This window comes from Priestia sp. SRI_019 (genome assembly GCF_057586255.1).
Window position 1 is genome coordinate 275,903 of the sequence record NZ_JBYCZN010000003.1, and the last position, 16,576, is coordinate 292,478.

The window sequence follows — 16,576 nt, forward strand, 5'->3', positions numbered from 1 at the left end:
ATGAAATTTAGTGAACGATTATACGAAAAGCTGCAGCCTATTTGGCGTCAAAATCATAATCATCCCTTTGTACAGGGAATGGGAGACGGAACGCTTGAAAAGGAGAAGTTTCGCTTTTACATGATTCAAGATTACCTTTACCTAATTGATTATGCCAAATTATTTGCGATTGGAGCCATGAAAGCTACCGATCTTCAAACGATGGGGAAATTTGCTGCACTTTTGGATTCTACATTAAACGAAGAAATGAGCCTGCACCGTGAGTATGCCAAGAAATTTGAAATCAGCGAAAAAGAATTAGAAAAAGCGCAGCCATCTCCTACAACGCTTGCATACACACACTATATGCTGCACGTTGGTCAAAGCGGAACATTAGCTGAATTAGTGGCGGCTCTTTTGCCTTGTATGTGGAGCTATTGGGAAATAGGAAAAGAACTCAGTGAAAAGCCTGGAGCTGAAAATGAGTTTTATCGAGAGTGGATTGAAATGTACAGCTCAGAAGAATTTGGAGAACTAGCAACATGGTGCATTAATTTATTCGACTCACTTACTGAAGACAAATCAGAAGCGGAGTTAGAAAAGCTCGAAGAAATTTTCTTAAATACAACGCGTTTTGAGTATATGTTCTGGGATATGGCTTATAACGAAGCGATGTGGCCAATTCATGAATAAGTCTGTGTTATCTTTTCAAAACGTCAGTTTTACGTACAAAAACGGTGATCAACCGATTTTAACATCATTAAACTTAGACGTGAAAGAAGGCGAGTTTGTCAGTATCGTTGGAGCGAGCGGTTCTGGGAAAAGTACGTTGTTTCGTCTCATTACAGGTCTTGAACAGCAGAGTGAAGGCGATATCGTGATTAATGGACAGTCTTATGAAAAGCGGCTTGGAAAAGTGGGCTACATGCCGCAGCAAGATTTGCTTCTTCCGTGGCGCACGATTTTAGACAATGCAGCGCTGCCGCTTGAGCTTCACAATGTGTCAAAAGCAAGTGCTCATAAGCAAGTATCTCAGCTGCTCGAAGAGTTTGGTTTAAAAGGGTATGAAGATCGTTTTCCAAGTGATTTATCTGGAGGGATGAAGCAGCGTGTTTCTTTTCTGCGAACGGTATTAAGCGGTTCTAACGTGCTGCTTTTAGATGAGCCTTTTAGTGCGCTTGATGCCATTACGCGTTTATCGATGCAGGAATGGCTGCTTGAACAATGGCAAAAGCGTAAGCACACCATCTTATTTATCACTCATGACGTAAACGAAGCGCTTTTTTTATCAGATCGTATTTTTATCTTTTCAGACAAGCCGGTAAGTCATCTTGAAGAGATTCAAGTGCCGCTTAGCAGACCTCGAACGCAAAAAGATTTGAATCAACAGCGTGTGCTTGACGTGAAAGATTATTTAATTGAACAGCTTAGATCGAAGGTGAACACATGAAAAAATACGGGGCTTCAGTTATTTTAGTCGTCATTTTGCTGGCTGCTTGGGAAATTGGAGCACGCGTTGTAAACTATCCATTTATTTTACCAACGCCCACCGGTATTTTAACGAAGCTTTGGGAGCTGCGAATGGATTTATTGTTTAAGCATTTACCAGCTACGCTATCTATTGTCGTAATTGGGCTGATTATATCCGTGGTGCTGGGAGTTATGCTGGCCGTGTGGATGAATTGGAGCCCGCTTATTGAGCGTGCTTTCTATCCGCTTATTATTGCGTCACAAATGATCCCGACCATTGCCATTGCTCCTGTATTTGTGCTGTGGTTTGGCTACTCCATTTGGAGCAAAGTGATTGTGACCGTATTAATTACGTTTTTTCCCATTACCGTTAGCACGTTTGACGGGCTTCGTTCCACAAACAAAGAGTTAAAAGAACTCATGTTAACGATGGGAGCAACAAAAAAAGATATATTTTTTAAGCTGAACATTCCTTCTGCACTGCCTCATTTTTATTCAGGGCTCAAAGTAGCGGTTACCTTTAGTATAATAGGTGCGGCTATTGGGGAATGGTTAGGTGCACAAGCAGGCTTAGGATATTTCAGTCGTCGCATGATGACGCAGTTTGATGCAGCTGGTGTATTTGCACCAATTGTGATTTTATCCGCGCTTGGTATTTTATTCTTTATTATTGTAGTAGGTTTCGAAAAACGTTCATTAAAGTGGAGGAAAACAGAATGAAAAAATGGTTTGTAATTGGCTTAAGCCTGATGCTTGTTTTGATGCTCGCTGCTTGCGGCCAGGACAAGGAAAATAAAGCTGGTGACAGTAAAAAATTAAAAGACGTTACAATTATGCTTGATTGGTACCCAAATGCAGTGCACAGCTTCATTTACGCTGCACAAGAAAAAGGATATTTCAAAAAAGAAGGGCTGAATGTAAAAGTACAGTTTCCTGCTAATCCAACAGACTCGCTTAATTTAGCAGCTGCGGGGAAAGTTACGCTCGGCCTTTATTATCAGCCTGATGTAGCAATGGCACGAGCAAATGAAGATGTGCCGGTAAAGTCGGTAGGAGCAATCGTAAGGTCTCCGTTGAACCGAGTTGTGGCGCTGAAAGATAGCGGTATTAAGCGTCCTAAAGATTTAGAAGGAAAAGTAGTAGGCTACAGCGGAACACCATTAAGTGAATCTGTTCTAAAGAAAATGGTGAAAAGCGATGGAGGAGATCCGAATAAAGTAAAACTAGTAGACGTAGGATTTGAGTTAAATTCATCGCTGATTAGCAAAAAAGTAGATGCCGTAATAGGTGCATATATTAACCATGAAGTACCATTGCTTCAGAAAAAAGGATATAAAACGGTTGACATTGATCCTTCGGATTACGGCGTACCATCTTACTATGAGCTAGTGGCAGTTACTGGGGATCAAACGTGGGCAAAAGATTCTGATACGATTAAAGCGTTTTGGCGTGCTGCGACAAAAGGATATGAGTACACAGAGAAGCATCCAAAAGAATCACTTCAAATTCTATTAGATAACCAAGATAAATCAAACTTTCCTCTTGAAAAAGACGTGGAAACAAAAAGTTTAAATATTTTACTTCCGAAAATGAAGTCTGAACATGGATTTGGCAGTCAAACGAAAGAATCATGGCAGTCAAATGTGGACTGGTTAAAAGAGTCAGGATTAATTAAGAAAAAGCCAAATGTAGATGAAATGTTTGAGAATATCAGAGAATCCAAGTAAATAATTTAAGACGAATTTTAAAAAACCTTCTTATACTGAACGTAACTTTCTGAAAGAGAAAGTGAAAAGGTAAAGGAGGTTTTTTTATGGCTTTTACAATAGTAGATAAGGAAACATGTATTGCTTGCGGAGCATGTGGAGAGAGCGCACTAGGTCTTTATGATTATGATTCAGAAGGTCTTGCTTATGCAGTGCTAGATAACAATGAAGGAACAAAAGAAGTTCCTGAAGATCGGCAAGATGAGATGATGGAAGCGTAGGAAGGATGCCCAACAGACTCGATTAAAGTTGCAGAGCAGCCCTTTTATAGAGATGCAACAAAATTCGAATAAGGCTTTTAAAAAAAGTTAATGATAAAGTACATTTAGTTATGCGATAAATAAATATTCGGTGAAATAAAAAGTTTCAAAACAAAAAAGGTCTTGCCTAGAGCAAGACCTTTTTTTATTCTAAATTTGCGTGCTTTCCGTACATTGTATGGGTATCAAGTTCTTTCTTCTCCATGAAGCGAAGAATCAGCGCATCGTAAAAGAGAAGAAGCGTTTGTTCAAACAGTGACGCCATAGGCTGCACTGTTTGATAACTACTTTGTTCTTGATCCTTCGGAGCACCAGGCAGCTTCACGATAAAGTCAGCCAGCTTGCCAAGCGTGGAATCGGGAGAAATTGTGACTACTCCAACTTTTCCTCCAAGTTCTTTTGCTTTTTGAGCGATAGGAATCAAGCTCTTTGTCTCGCCAGAACCTGATCCGATGATTAATAAATCATCCTTTGTGAAAGTAGAAGTCACGGTTTCTCCAATGACATAAGAATCAATGCCCATATGCATCATACGCATAGCAAAAGACTTGCCCATAAGACCTGAACGGCCTGCTCCTGTAACAAACACTTTTTTAGATGAGATGATGCCATTTACAAGCTGCTCAGCTTCATCATCAGCGATTAGAGCTGTTGTTTGTAAAAGCTCATTCATAACTGTTTTTAAATGTTCGCTCGTCTGCATAGAAAGCTCCTTAATTTGTAATAAGCTCTTTCATTTGAGAAGCAACTGATTTTTTATCATCTTGGCTCGTGATTCCTCCACCAACAATAACAAGATCAGGCTGTGCTTTTACTACTTCAGGTAAAGATTCTAATTTAATGCCGCCAGCAACGGCTGTTTTTGCATTTTTTACAACGCTTTTGATTGTTACTAAATCTTCAAAAGAGTTTTGACCAACTGCTTGAAGATCGTATCCTGTGTGTACACAGATATAGTCAACGCCAAATTCGTCTAGCTCTTTTGCGCGTCCTTTAATATCTTTTACCCCAATCATATCGACTAGAATTTTTTTACCTTGTTTTTTGGCTTCTTCAACTGCACCTTTAATTGACATATCTTCAGCAACACCTAAGATGGTAATGATGTCTGCTCCAGCTTGAGAAGCTTGCTGTACTTCATAGCCAGCTGCATCCATAATTTTTAGGTCAGCTAATACTTTTAAGTTAGGAAATGCTTCTTTAATTTCTTTAACGGCGCGAAGCCCTTCATTGATTACAACGGGCGTACCGATTTCTACGATATCAATATGTTCTTCAACTTCTTTTACTACCTCTTTTGCTTGAGCGATATTAACAAGATCTAATGCTAATTGTAATTCCATTCTACTCCACTCCTTAGAGAAATCTATAGATACCTTTTGTGCTTTTTTACGTAAAAAGCAGCTGGTGTAGTTATTGTACCCGCAGTTTGAGGTTCTTAAAAGTACGCACTTTTCCCGCAAATAGTGTGGAAAATGATAGTATACAGCAGTATACTAATGGACATATCAGTCTTGTAACCGCTTAATTTTCATTAAAAATGCGGATGATGTTGAGTAACATCATCCGCATAAAAAATAAAAACTATGGAACAGAAGGAGTAGTTTCAATCATTTAATTAACGTTTCCGCCTTTTGTTCTTGATTAGCGAGCACTGTATCACGGTAATTTTTACCCCAATCGTACATAGCTGTCAAAATAGGCATTAAACTTTCTCCTTCTTTCGTAAGTGAGTATTCGACTTTAGGTGGTACGACAGGATAGACTTTACGATTAACAATCAGATCTTCTTCCAGTTCCCGCAGCTGATTAACCAGCATGCGCGGCGTAATATCAGGAATAAGCGATTTTAATTCCCCGAACCGTTTTGTTCCTTCACGTCCTAAGTGCCATAGTATCAGCATCTTCCATTTTCCACCGATAATAGCAAGCGTCAATTCTTTTTCACAGTTAAATTCCTTATTAAGCTGGCTCAATTGCTTCACCCCTATGACCAATAGTATAAGATTTCTTTTAAAGTACTTCTTATTATACCGGTGCTGACAATCCTTTTACAAAAATCCGGCTTGCGCTTTTCCGTAAAAAAAGGGGAGCTTTTTTATTACATAGTTATTCTTGACTAGTAGGAGCTAAAAGGTGGCCTTTAGTCATGTTTTTTGTGTTCAATTGTTTAAAGATAAAAAAAGATGGGAAATCACTCAATAACAATGCTAAAGGAGGCAGTAAAAATGGAAAGAAGTCGATCTGAATTACAAAACCCTGCTGTAAGCAACAGCGCAGGCATTAACAACGATATAGGAATCAATAACAATCCACAGACAGCTAATAGCCCTACTGCTGTTGGCAACGGAAAAAGCCGCAGCAGCAAGCTGGTAAAAGGTGTTGTTGTCGGAGCAGTTGTGGGTGGATGTATAACATTACTCGATAGCAAAACTCGTTCGTCTGTTAAAAGAAGAGCTGTTACGTTAAAGGACTCTTCTACAAACATGATTAATCAAGTAAAAGAAAACCCTCAAGAAACAAAAGAAAAAATGGTGCAGCAAATGAAAAACGCATCGAATCTTTTAAAAGATGCAATCAATGATGCCAAACATTTGTACGAGCGTGTAAATGAAGATTTCTTTAAGCAAGCAGAAGATGTGAAAAGCGTTACGCATGATGCAAAATCCACGGTAGAAGATGCTAAAAGTGATTTACAGCAAATTGGTGAAAAAGTGAAAGATGCAACTTCTGAAATAAGTAAGGAAAAGATGACGCCAGACGAAAAACCAGAAGCTGAGCGTGAAAGAACATACCAGTCTATTCACTAAAAGGGAGATGTTAACTGTGAGTCAAATGAATGAAGGAACTACAAAAGACATGAATAAAATTGAAGAAACGGCAGATAATTTAGGGACGGAGAAAAAAGAAGCAATTTTGCAGAACTTTGATACGTTTACTGATTATTTAAGTCAAAAAGTTCATGTCGGTAAAAAGCTCGGGTTAAGTGAGGAACAATTAACGGCCGCTACAAAAAAAGTGGCTAGCTATTTAGCCAAAAATGAGGAACCTCGAAACCGAGAAGAAAAAGTCCTTCATGAGTTATGGAAAGTCAGCAGTGAAGAGGAAAAGGAAGTCCTTTCTCATCTCATTTTAAAACTAGTTGCGTAACATTAAAAAAGCATCCCATCTATCAGGATGCTTTTTTAATGTATTAAGATGATTGATTTTGAGCCTCTTGAATCGTTTTATCCCACTCAATACAGCAATCATCCGTTGCACAAGAAGATTGCTGTGCGCAGCTTGCACATTTTCCCTGAGTACTTTTGCGGAAGAATTTTGTCATATGATAAAGGGCATATCCAAATATCAAAACCCCAATTAAAATGTTAATAATCAATATTATTCACTCCTTTTAAGAAAAACCAAGTACTTTTCCAATAGTGTGTACAAGCAAAGCTACGAGATAAGCGACAACCAAAGGGTAGGCTACAGCAAATGCTGTCCATTTTAATGAGCCGGTTTCTCGTCGAATAACAGCGACAGTTGCTAGGCACGGAACATAAAGAAGAACAAACACCATAAACGTATAGGCTGTTAGCGGTGTAAAGAATGTCTTCATTGTGTCGCCAAGCTGCCCTTCTTGTACTTTATAAATGATGCTCATAGTCGAAACAACCACTTCTTTCGCTAGGAAGCCTGTAATCAGTGATGCTACAGCTTGCCATGTCGCAAAACCTAAAGGGATGAATAGAGGAGCGATAGCACCTCCAATAATAGCCATAAAGCTATTTTCCATATCTACTCCAAAACCGCCAGGGCCAGCGTAAGATGATAGCCAGATAAATACAGAGCCAGCTAAAATAACCGTACCAGCTTTTCGGACGAAATTTCGGCCTTTTTCCCACGTGCTTCTCCAAAGAGTCTTGGCTTGAGGTACGCGGTAAGGAGGAAGTTCAACAATAAAAGTTGATTGTTCGTCTTTAAGAAGCGTTACTGATAAAATTTTCGTTACAACAAGTGCTAAAATAATGCCAAGCAAGTACATAGAAAACACCACAGCTGCTCCGTTTTGCACAAAAAACGCACCTACAAACAAAGCGTATACAGGAAGACGTGCTGAGCAGCTCATAAATGGATTTACTAAAATGGTCATAAGGCGCTCTTTTCGCTGTTCAATTGTACGCGCGGCCATGATCCCCGGTACGTTACATCCAAAGCTAATAATCATCGGAATAAATGCTTTTCCGTTCAAACCGAAAAATTCCATGATACGATCCATTACTACAGCAATTCGAGCCATGTATCCTGAATCTTCAAGCAGTGAAATGAAAAAGAACAGGACAAAAATTTGTGGTACAAATACTAGTACACCGCCTACACCTGCGATGATGCCGTCAACAATTAAATCATGAATAAATGGAGCGGCACCAGCTGCATTTAGAAGAGAATCAGCGCCTTTACTGAGCGTTCCGCCAAAAAAAACGTCCAGTTTATCAGAAAGAGGAACGCCAATCCAAGTAAACGTAATATTAAAAATCAAATACATTAAGCCAAGAAAAATAGGGAGACCGAGCCACTTGTGCGTCACAATTCGATCGATTCGATCTGTGAAGGTTAGAGGTGTTTCGCTGCCCTTTACGATACACTCGCTGGAAATGCGCTCAATAAATGCTGTACGCACGTCGAAGAAATGCTCGCTAAGCGGCTTGGTTAATTTTTGTGCAGCCGCTTTTCGAAGCTCAAGCAGCTCTAAGTAACTCGCTTTTTCTTTTAATGTTGATTCGATTACGCTATTTTCCGCTAAAAATTGAATGGCAATCCATCTGCTGACATCCGCTTTTGTTTGAATCATATGAATTGCTTGTTCAGCGGTTTCCCCGTAATTTAATTGAAATGAAGGGGCTTTTAAATCTTGCTTCAAAGTGGAGAGAAGCTCATTAATTCCTTTTCCATTGCGGGCAATAATTGCAGAAACCGGAATATGTAATGATTTGCTAAGCTTCTCCAAATGAAAAGTCAATCCGCGTTTTTCCGCTACATCAATCATATTTAAGCCGATTACTAATGGTTTTCCATATTCCAATGCTTGAATAGTGAGATGCATGCTTCTTTCAAACTGAGAAGCGTCTACAATATTCAGCATACTGTTAAATTCTCCGGTTAACAAAAAGTTAGTTACCACTGCTTCATCTGAAGAAAGAGGAGTAAAATCATACACGCCAGGCAAATCAACCAGCTGGCTGTTTTGCTTTTTAATAGACCCAACTTTCTTTTCAACGGTTACACCACTCCAGTTTCCTACGTATTCATAGGAATCTGTTAATATATTGAATAAAGAAGTTTTTCCTGTGTTTGGATTTCCTAAAAGTGCAATTGTACTCATGCTGTCTCAACCTCAATTTTAGCCGCATCTCGTTTTCGGATGCTAATCATTTGACCTTGGCATTCAATAATACAAGGTCCTCCTAAGATGGTTTTTTGCTTCATGCATAGTTCGCAGCCTTTTTTTACTCCAAAAGAAAGAAGGCGGCGTTCTAATGATCTATCTAAAAATTCAATGTTTTTAACTTTTACTTTGTCGCCAATACTCACGGTAGTTAAATTCATCATTCAGCACTCCTGTTAATGATAATCATTTTCAATTTGCATCTATCTCGATTATACATAAGGTTCTAAAATCAATCAATGCTTCTAGAGCGTTACAGTTAAAAATATATATTTATAACTATATTTTTCAGGTGAAATTATGTACGATTTTAGCAGCAAATTGTCAGGAGGGATGTGAGTGGAGGTAATCATTCGCAAAATGAGAAAAGAAGATATTACGTCTGTTCAATACGTCGCAAAGATGAGCTGGTATGATACATATGAAGGAATTATTCCTAGAAGCGTTCAGAATCAGTTTCTTTCAGAAGCATACTCCAATAAAAGGCTGCTGTGGCGCCTGCGTAATTCGTTCATTTATGTAGCAACTATTGATGAGAAAATCGTAGGATACGCTAACTTTTTCTTACTGCAAAATAAAGGGGAAATAGAACTAGGATCTATCTATATACTGCCTGCCTATCAAGGAAAAGGAATCGGTTCAAAATTGCTGGAAAAAGGAATGAAGCGCTCGAAGGAATTAAAAATCGTTTACATTAATGTAGAAAGGGAAAACGGAATAGGCCGTGCATTTTATCACTCCAAAGGTTTTCAGCTGGTAGATGAATTTGACGATGAATTTAATGGACATTTGTTAAAAACGATGCGGATGAAGTTAATGATTTAAGCCTATAGCATGAACGTTATCTTAAAAAAGCTGAGTTTAAACTTTCTGCTAAAATCAGCTTTTAATTACAGAATAACGATTGACCTTGTTCTTGTGAATATGGTAACATTAATCAGAACTTAATGACCGAAAATGTTTTTTGGTCAAACAGTCAGGCGGAAGTAAGGATTATTGGAGGCTGAAAAACATGAATATGATTAAAGGAGAATGGAAAAAAATCTTTTCCAAACCAATGACTATTGTTGTGATTTGCGGATTGTTATTTGTTCCATTACTTTATAATGTCATCTTTTTATCTGCTTACTGGGATCCATATGGAAAAACAGATCAAATTCCAGTTGCAGTGGTAAATGAAGATAAAGGTGCTACGTTAGATGGAAAGAAATTGAATGTCGGTCGTGATTTTGTTGATGATTTAAAGAAAAATGATAAATTTGACTGGAAATTTACGAACAAGGAAAAAGCGTTAGAAGGCTTAAAAAATGAGGACTATTATTTAGTGTTAGAAATTCCAAAGAATTTCTCCAAAAATGCAACAACATTAATGGATAAAGACCCTAAAAAAATGAAATTTATCTATCATACAAATGCCGGAAAGAACTATTCAGGCGCTCAAATTAGCTCAAATGCAGTGGCTAAAATCAATGATCAAATTAAAGAAGCAGTCACAAAGCAGTATGCTGAAACGGTATTTGACAGCTTTAAGCAAGTAGCGGACGGCCTTCAAAAAGCAAGTGACGGTGCAGGAGAGCTCGAAAACGGCTCGAAAACGCTGCGAGATAACATGAAGAAACTAGCAGACAGCACGGTTACATTCGAAGACGGTACAGCTAAATTGGCAAACGGATTAACGGATGCACGAAAAGGAGCAACAGATTTAAATGCAGGTGCTGCTAAGCTCCTAAACGGTGCGGACACAATTAATGAAAACTTAGGCAACCTAAACAGCGGTTTAGGGAAGCTAGAGAGTGGAAGCAGTCAATTATATAGCGCTTCTAGTCAATTAGAAACTGGAGCTGTTGGTGTTCGAGATGGATTGTCAAAGTTACAAAGTGCAACCAAACAGCTTAATGATGGAACGCAGACACTTCAAGGAAAGCTTCCGCAGTTCACAAGCGGCTTAAATCAAGTGGACGCTGAAGTGAGCAGCGTTACGCAGCAAATTAATCAAGCGGAACAGGAAATTACCCAGATTAAACAGCAGGTCGATTCAAAAAAAGCAGAGCTTGAACAGCAGCAGCAAGCTCTCATTGACAGCATTAACAGCAATGAGTCCATTCCTGATGAGCAAAAACAAACGCTGATTGCAGGAATTAAAAAGCTGACGTCTCAGCAGTTTATGGATGAACAGCAGCAAAAAGCAGAGCAGCTAAAAGCAAAAGTAGATAAAGTGCAAGAATTATCAGCAGCGCTTCAAAAGCTTTCTAAAGGTGGAGAAGATATTCAAAGCGCTATTAATAAAATTGCTGATGGACAAAGTCAGCTGTACGATGGACAAACGAAAGTATATAATGGTGCTGTTAAACTAGCAGACGGAGAAAAGCAGTTCAACAGCAAATTTGCAGAGCTAAACAGCGGTATAGCTGATGCTCATACAGGAGCAGGAAAGCTTGCTGACGGTCAGCAGCAACTTGTGAATGGACTTAAAAAGTCTGAACAAGGAAGCGCAGCGCTAGCAAATGGTTTAACACAGCTAGAAAACGGGGCAACCAAATTAGCAAATGGTTCTAAAGAGTTAACAAATGGTTCGTCCAAACTATATGATGGTTCATCTAAATTATCAGATGGAACAAGCGAGCTTCATTCATCTTTAGCAGATGGTGCAAAAGATGCAAAAGATGTTAAAGCAGATGATAAAACATATAGCATGTTTTCAAATCCAACGGATTTAAAATCAGATAAACAAAACAACGTAGAGAAGTACGGTGTCGGATTAGCTCCATACATCTTATGTATTGGCTTGTTTGCGGGAACGTTAATGTTTTCAGCGGTATATCCAATGAAAGAGCCATCAATTCGACCGACATCAGGCATTTCGTGGTTCTTAAGTAAGTTTAGTGTCATCACTATTGTAGGTATGCTGCAGGCAGCGATTGCTGTTACAGCTCTTCTATGGGGCTTGCATTTAAACGTAACAAGCATTTGGCACTTCTATATCTTTACCATGATTACAGGTGTGACGTTCTTTACACTTATCTTGTTCTTAACAACAGGGTTAGGAAAAGTAGGACAGTATTTAGCCTTTATTATTCTGCTGCTTCAAATTGGCGGCAGTGCAGGTACATTCCCTAAAGCACTTGTACCGGAATTCTTCCAGGCAATTAATCCGTACCTGCCTATGACCTATGCAATTCGCGGTTTCCGTGAAATCATTTCCATTGGTGATGATTTCGGCTATGTATGGCATCAGGCTGGCGTACTTGGAATCTTTGCAGCAATCTTCATCACTCTTTCATTGATAATGTTTTATATCAATGCCAGAAAAGAGAAGCATCACACAGAGGAAGAGGCAGCAGCATAATTTAACTAATATAAAAAGAGAGTTCCAGTTTAAAAAGGAACTCTCTTTTTCTTTATGATAGTATAGGTTTACGTATAAAAGAGGGGAACGTGAATGCATGCAGCTTACAAAATTTTCGATATATGAAAGTGATCGTGTAAAAAAGTGGCAGGAAGGGCTGAAAGAGTGGGACGGTTCAATATCGGAACGGATGATAAACGACCGAGCTGAAGATGAATTTTGGCAGCAGTATTTAGAGAAAATGTCTTTTAATTCAGTAAATGACCCTGTAGTAAAACAGCTTCAACAAGAGCTTCTTGCTTTTTTGAATCCAACTGACTCTGTTATAGAAATTGGCCCTGGCTGGGGAAATTATACGTTTTCTATTGCTGATTATGTAAAAGAACTTACGTGTATGGATTGTTCGCCAAGCATTATTCGCTACTTACAAACGCAATCAGATGCCCGCTCTAATCTAAAGTTCATAGAAGGTAAATGGGAGTATGAGCGTCTAACAGATAACTATGATGCCGTAGTAGGAATAAACTGTTTTTACCGTATGCATAATATTGTCGATGGTCTCTTAAATATGAATGATTCGGCTAATCGATTGGCGGTTATCGGCATGTCAACGGGGCCAGAAAAGCCTCATTACGTAGAGTTACATAGAAAGCTTGGGTACGAAATTAAATGGCGCCGTAAGGAATATATTGACTTACTAAATATTTTATATGAACTGGGTATTTACGCAGATTGTAAGCTGGTTCCTATAACCAAAACGGTAACCTATGAGACATACGAAGATCTCATCAAGAAGAACTCGACAAAGGTGCTTTCTAAAGATATTGACAAGTTAGAAACTGAGAAGATTATTTTACAGCATGTAAAGAAAATAAATGACACATATGAATATACGTATCAATATCATATGGCTTTTATTTATTGGAAACCGATAAAAAGAACCTGTTGAGTAAAATCAACGGGTTCTTTTTAGTAGGGATAAAGCTGTAATTTAGAATAAGCAATATTAAAATCGTCGCCGTTTAGAAGAACTTTCAATTCCTGCTTCTTCACGGTATTTAGCTACTGTTCTTCTTGAAATTTGAATTCCTTCGCTGGAAAGAAGAGACATGAGTTTTTGATCTGAAAGAGGCTTTAACTTATTTTCTTCGGCAATTAATGTTTTGATTTTTTCTTTTATAAAGGCAGTAGAATTGCTTTGTTCGCCATCAGTTCGCTCTAAAGAATTGGTAAAAAAGTATTTTAGCTCAAACAGCCCGCGTGGCGTTTGAATATACTTTCCGTTAGTTGCACGGCTTACCGTTGATTCGTGACAGTCTACTTTTTGAGCAATATCTTTTAAGGTAAGCGGCTTTAGCCCCGAAATACCCATTTCAAAAAAATCTTGCTGATGTTCCACAATGGCTTTGGACACGTTGTAAATCGTCGCATTACGCTGCTCAATACTATTGATTAGCCAAGTAGCTTCATGAATTTTTTCCTGTACGTATCGATCGGTTGTTACGCATGCAGAGCGATGAACCAGCTTTTGGTAGGTACTGTTAATTTCGATGGACGGAAGCAGCTCGCTATGAAGAATAACATGATAGCGGCCGTCAATTTTTTGTGCCGTTACATCAGGCGAGATGTACTTCGTAAGCGGGACGTGGAAATCTCCTGCTGGCCGAGGATTTAATGTCCGCAAGCAGTCAACAATTTCTTGTACTTCACGCATCGAAATAGAGTATTTTTTTGAAATGTTCCGATATTTTTTGTTAGCAATATCTTCAATATCGTGTTTTACCACGTCGTATAAAAGAGGAGGCTTTGACTTTTTGGCCTTAATTTGAATAAGCAGTGAATCGACAAAATTTTGAGCGCCCACGCCAATCGGATCAAAGCTTTGTAAAACGTGAATCATAACGTTGACTTCGTTAAATGAAACATTCAGCAGTTCGGCTGCCAATTTTGGCTCAATTGCTAAAAAGCCGTTTTTATTTAAGTTTCCAATTAGAAATTGAACGATGTGTTTTTGGTGTGTGTGTAAATGATTTAGCATAGACAGCTGCTCTAATAAATGACTCTCTAATGTCACAGTTTGATCAGATATATAATTAAACGGATTATACTCGTCATCGGTATAACCTTTTGAATATGAACGCTGTTCTCGAGTATCAAATGAATCTTTTTGCTGAGAGTCGCTAGCAGACAGTTTAATTACAGGATTTTCATTGACTTGCTGATGAAGATAATGAACTAAATCGGCCGTAGAATAATTTAAAATGTTGATAGACTGACGTAATTCAGGTGTCATGGCCAATTTCAATAGTTGTTTTTGGGATAAATCTAAACCTAATTGCATCATTGAATCACCTATCATTCTTGAGTTTTATTTCGACAATTCTGGCTGCATCGTTCGACATCATCATAGCTGAAAATGCGAAAGAATTCTATAGTGTTGTCAGATGTTCTTACACAGGGGTTGATCGCAAGAAAGAGTAGGAGAATAGATAAAACAAAAACGAATAGCTCCTGGCAATAGCTATTCGTTTGTTTTAACAGAGCCGCTAGGAGAACTTAGCTGCAATTTGGGGTGTTTCCCATTCTTCTATCTCCCCATGCGCACATCATATTTAAAATTTCTCGTAATGTTTCGCCTTCTTCACTGAGTGAGTACTCTACTTTAGGAGGAACTTCATTGTATACTTTTCTATTAACCACACCGTCTTTTTCTAATTCTTTTAGCTGTTGAGACAGCATTTTTTTGGTAATAGCAGGCATAGCTCGCTGAAGTTCACTAAAACGTTTTTCGCCTTCTTTTAATAGGCATAAAATAACGACTTTCCATTTCCCGCCGATTACTTCAAGCGTTGCTTCAACAGGTACATTATAGTGGGGTGCTTTCACCGTTAATCCTCCATTCATAAACAGATATGAAATATGGATATAATAATTTAATATCCATAGACCTAGGTTACCGGGAAGGTACCTGGTTACATGAAAGTGCCGTCTTTTGTAAACAACATGTATTTATTATACTGAAAAAGAACTTTTAATTGAAGGAAGAAATGTAAAAGGGGAGATCTTGATGAAAGCTTTACTGCTAGAAGGCAAAGGGAAAGTAAGTGAGATGAAAGTCGGAAATATCCAAAAGCCGCGTCCGTCTAAAGGTGAAATTTCAGTTAAAATTAAAGCTACTGCCCTGAACCCTGTAGATTATAAAACAGGAAACGGCGGTAATCCTAGTTGGACATATCCTCACGTATTAGGACTTGATTCAGCTGGTGTTGTCGAGGAAGTGGGAGAAGAAGTCACAACTGTCAAAGTCGGAGACCGCGTTGTGTATCATAGCGATTTATCAAAAAAAGGCGGGTTTGCACAATACGGAGTGACAACAGCTCACACAGTTTCTCTTATGCCGCAAGGAGTTTCATTCGAAGACGCTGCAGCTATTCCATGTGCGGGATATACAGCATATCAAGCATTGTTTCACAAAATGAACGCTTCAAAAGGCCAAACGATTTTAATTCATGCAGGTGCTGGAGGGGTTGGAGGGTTTGCCATTCAGCTTGCGAAAAATGCAGGCCTTACAGTGCTCACAACCGCATCTTCAGCCAATCAGGAGTTTGTAAACAGTTTAGGTGCTGATTATGTAATCGACTACCGTAAAGAAGACTTTGTGAAAAAAGTGATCGAGCTTACTGATGGAATTGGTGTAGATTTAGTCTTGGATACCGTTGGACGGGACAATGCAGACGAGTCAGTGAAGGCTCTTGCTTTTAATGGGCAAATTGCATTCATCGCAGGACCGCCTAATGTAAACGATGCGATTTCGTTTGCGCACCCACTATCGTTTCATCAAGTTGCATTAGGAAGTGTACATCAGTCTAATAACGTAAAAGAACAGCGAAAACTTGCGGAGATGGGAAATAGAATGCTTTTGCTTTTACAAGAAAATAAGCTAAATGCACTCGTGGAAAAAGTCATTTCACTAGACGAAGTGCCAACAGCATTAGATGAACTGGCGACTCGTCGAGTAAAAGGGAAAATTGTAGCTGTAATAGATAAATGATAGAACGAAAAAGAGATTGAGACATAACTATATCAATTCAATCTAAAAATAAACAAATGGAAGAAAGGAGCTCGTATCGATCATTTATTACACCGCTGTGGATTTCGGTGCAAGGCTTCGCTTTCTGCGGGCAGTCGATGAGCCTCCTCGTTGCTTGCGCTCCTGCGAGGTCTCATCCCTTCCGCTGTTCCCGCAGGAGTCTTCGCCTTGCTCTCCAATCAACAGCTAGAAGCAACTAACTGGATGAACGCTACGTTTACCAACACAATGAAAAGG

Annotated in this window: 18 protein-coding genes and 1 pseudogene; 11 read left to right on the forward strand and 8 right to left on the reverse strand. The window is 38.8% G+C overall.

The annotated features are described in order from the left end of the window. From tenA to AC2YJL_RS19720, 5 genes and pseudogenes are all read left to right on the forward strand, one after another. Positions 1–672 carry a thiaminase II gene (tenA, locus tag AC2YJL_RS19700; protein WP_230931854.1) on the forward strand — a complete coding sequence of 224 codons (672 nt, stop codon included), beginning with the start codon at positions 1–3 and terminating at the stop codon, positions 670–672. Then, positions 665–1,429: an ABC transporter ATP-binding protein gene (locus tag AC2YJL_RS19705; RefSeq protein WP_230931855.1), complete on the forward strand. Its 765-nt coding sequence runs from the start codon at positions 665–667 to the stop codon at positions 1,427–1,429. Before tenA ends, AC2YJL_RS19705 begins: the two co-directional genes overlap by 8 nt. Continuing rightward, positions 1,426–2,169, forward strand: coding sequence for an ABC transporter permease (locus AC2YJL_RS19710; RefSeq protein WP_230931856.1), 744 nt, complete (start codon positions 1,426–1,428; stop codon positions 2,167–2,169). Before AC2YJL_RS19705 ends, AC2YJL_RS19710 begins: the two co-directional genes overlap by 4 nt. Then, the gene (locus AC2YJL_RS19715) at positions 2,166–3,176 is read left to right on the forward strand and encodes an ABC transporter substrate-binding protein (RefSeq protein ID WP_230931857.1); all 1,011 of its coding nucleotides are present in this window, start codon (positions 2,166–2,168) and stop codon (positions 3,174–3,176) included. The genes AC2YJL_RS19710 and AC2YJL_RS19715 overlap by 4 nt, the downstream gene beginning before the upstream one ends. An 86-nt stretch (positions 3,177–3,262) precedes the next feature. Beyond that, a pseudogene (locus AC2YJL_RS19720) lies at positions 3,263–3,508 on the forward strand (ferredoxin). A 112-nt stretch (positions 3,509–3,620) separates the two neighbouring features. Here the strand turns inward: AC2YJL_RS19720 and hxlB are convergent. The 3 genes from hxlB to hxlR form a co-directional block, all read right to left on the reverse strand. Then, complete coding sequence (hxlB, locus tag AC2YJL_RS19725) at positions 3,621–4,178, reverse strand: 6-phospho-3-hexuloisomerase (protein WP_195695254.1); 558 nt, start codon at positions 4,176–4,178, stop codon at positions 3,621–3,623. Between the two features lie 10 nt (positions 4,179–4,188). Next, a complete protein-coding gene (gene hxlA / locus AC2YJL_RS19730) occupies positions 4,189–4,818 on the reverse strand; it encodes a 3-hexulose-6-phosphate synthase (protein ID WP_028407617.1) in 630 nt (209 codons plus the stop codon). Between the two features lie 267 nt (positions 4,819–5,085). After that, complete coding sequence (gene hxlR / locus AC2YJL_RS19735; protein WP_028407618.1) at positions 5,086–5,451, reverse strand: transcriptional activator HxlR; 366 nt, start codon at positions 5,449–5,451, stop codon at positions 5,086–5,088. Positions 5,452–5,703: 252 nt separating this feature from the next. Here hxlR and AC2YJL_RS19740 point away from each other — a divergent pair, with 252 nt between their 5' ends. Next, positions 5,704–6,285 carry a hypothetical protein gene (locus tag AC2YJL_RS19740; RefSeq protein ID WP_230931858.1) on the forward strand — a complete coding sequence of 194 codons (582 nt, stop codon included), beginning with the start codon at positions 5,704–5,706 and terminating at the stop codon, positions 6,283–6,285. Positions 6,286–6,301: 16 nt separating this feature from the next. After that, complete coding sequence (locus AC2YJL_RS19745) at positions 6,302–6,625, forward strand: DUF3243 domain-containing protein (RefSeq protein ID WP_013055602.1); 324 nt, start codon at positions 6,302–6,304, stop codon at positions 6,623–6,625. Positions 6,626–6,668: 43 nt separating this feature from the next. Here AC2YJL_RS19745 and AC2YJL_RS19750 read toward each other — a convergent pair whose 3' ends face one another. Genes AC2YJL_RS19750 through AC2YJL_RS19760 form a run of 3 tightly spaced genes read right to left on the reverse strand, consistent with a single transcriptional unit; the run spans position 6,669 to position 9,067 of the window. Beyond that, entirely contained in the window at positions 6,669–6,854 is a 186-nt protein-coding gene (locus AC2YJL_RS19750) for a FeoB-associated Cys-rich membrane protein (protein WP_251567239.1), read from the reverse strand. 15 nt (positions 6,855–6,869) lie between these two features. Further along, positions 6,870–8,840, reverse strand: a complete 1,971-nt coding sequence (gene feoB / locus AC2YJL_RS19755; protein ID WP_251567242.1) for a ferrous iron transport protein B — start codon at positions 8,838–8,840, stop codon at positions 6,870–6,872. After that, positions 8,837–9,067, reverse strand: a complete 231-nt coding sequence (locus AC2YJL_RS19760) for a FeoA family protein (protein WP_013055605.1) — start codon at positions 9,065–9,067, stop codon at positions 8,837–8,839. The genes feoB and AC2YJL_RS19760 overlap by 4 nt, the downstream gene beginning before the upstream one ends. Positions 9,068–9,242: 175 nt before the next feature. Here AC2YJL_RS19760 and AC2YJL_RS19765 point away from each other — a divergent pair, with 175 nt between their 5' ends. The 3 genes from AC2YJL_RS19765 (at position 9,243) to AC2YJL_RS19775 (ending at position 13,198) form a co-directional block, all read left to right on the forward strand. After that, the gene (locus tag AC2YJL_RS19765) at positions 9,243–9,728 is read left to right on the forward strand and encodes a GNAT family N-acetyltransferase (protein ID WP_195695251.1); all 486 of its coding nucleotides are present in this window, start codon (positions 9,243–9,245) and stop codon (positions 9,726–9,728) included. A gap of 187 nt (positions 9,729–9,915) precedes the next feature. After that, on the forward strand, positions 9,916–12,249 hold the full coding sequence (locus AC2YJL_RS19770) for a YhgE/Pip domain-containing protein (protein WP_230931861.1): 2,334 nt from the start codon (positions 9,916–9,918) through the stop codon (positions 12,247–12,249). Between the two features lie 97 nt (positions 12,250–12,346). Then, on the forward strand, positions 12,347–13,198 hold the full coding sequence (locus AC2YJL_RS19775; protein ID WP_230931862.1) for a class I SAM-dependent methyltransferase: 852 nt from the start codon (positions 12,347–12,349) through the stop codon (positions 13,196–13,198). Between the two features lie 57 nt (positions 13,199–13,255). On the opposite strand, the gene rpoN is transcribed toward AC2YJL_RS19775, so the two are convergent. Then, a complete protein-coding gene (gene rpoN / locus AC2YJL_RS19780; protein WP_487374899.1) occupies positions 13,256–14,593 on the reverse strand; it encodes an RNA polymerase factor sigma-54 in 1,338 nt (445 codons plus the stop codon). Positions 14,594–14,805: 212 nt separating this feature from the next. Then, positions 14,806–15,153 carry a winged helix-turn-helix transcriptional regulator gene (locus AC2YJL_RS19785; protein WP_034668472.1) on the reverse strand — a complete coding sequence of 116 codons (348 nt, stop codon included), beginning with the start codon at positions 15,151–15,153 and terminating at the stop codon, positions 14,806–14,808. Between the two features lie 163 nt (positions 15,154–15,316). On the opposite strand from AC2YJL_RS19785, the gene AC2YJL_RS19790 reads away from it, so the two are divergent. Then, positions 15,317–16,300 (forward strand): zinc-binding dehydrogenase, encoded by a 984-nt coding sequence (locus AC2YJL_RS19790; RefSeq protein WP_251567244.1) that lies wholly within the window; start codon positions 15,317–15,319, stop codon positions 16,298–16,300. Positions 16,301–16,576: the final 276 nt, after the last annotated feature.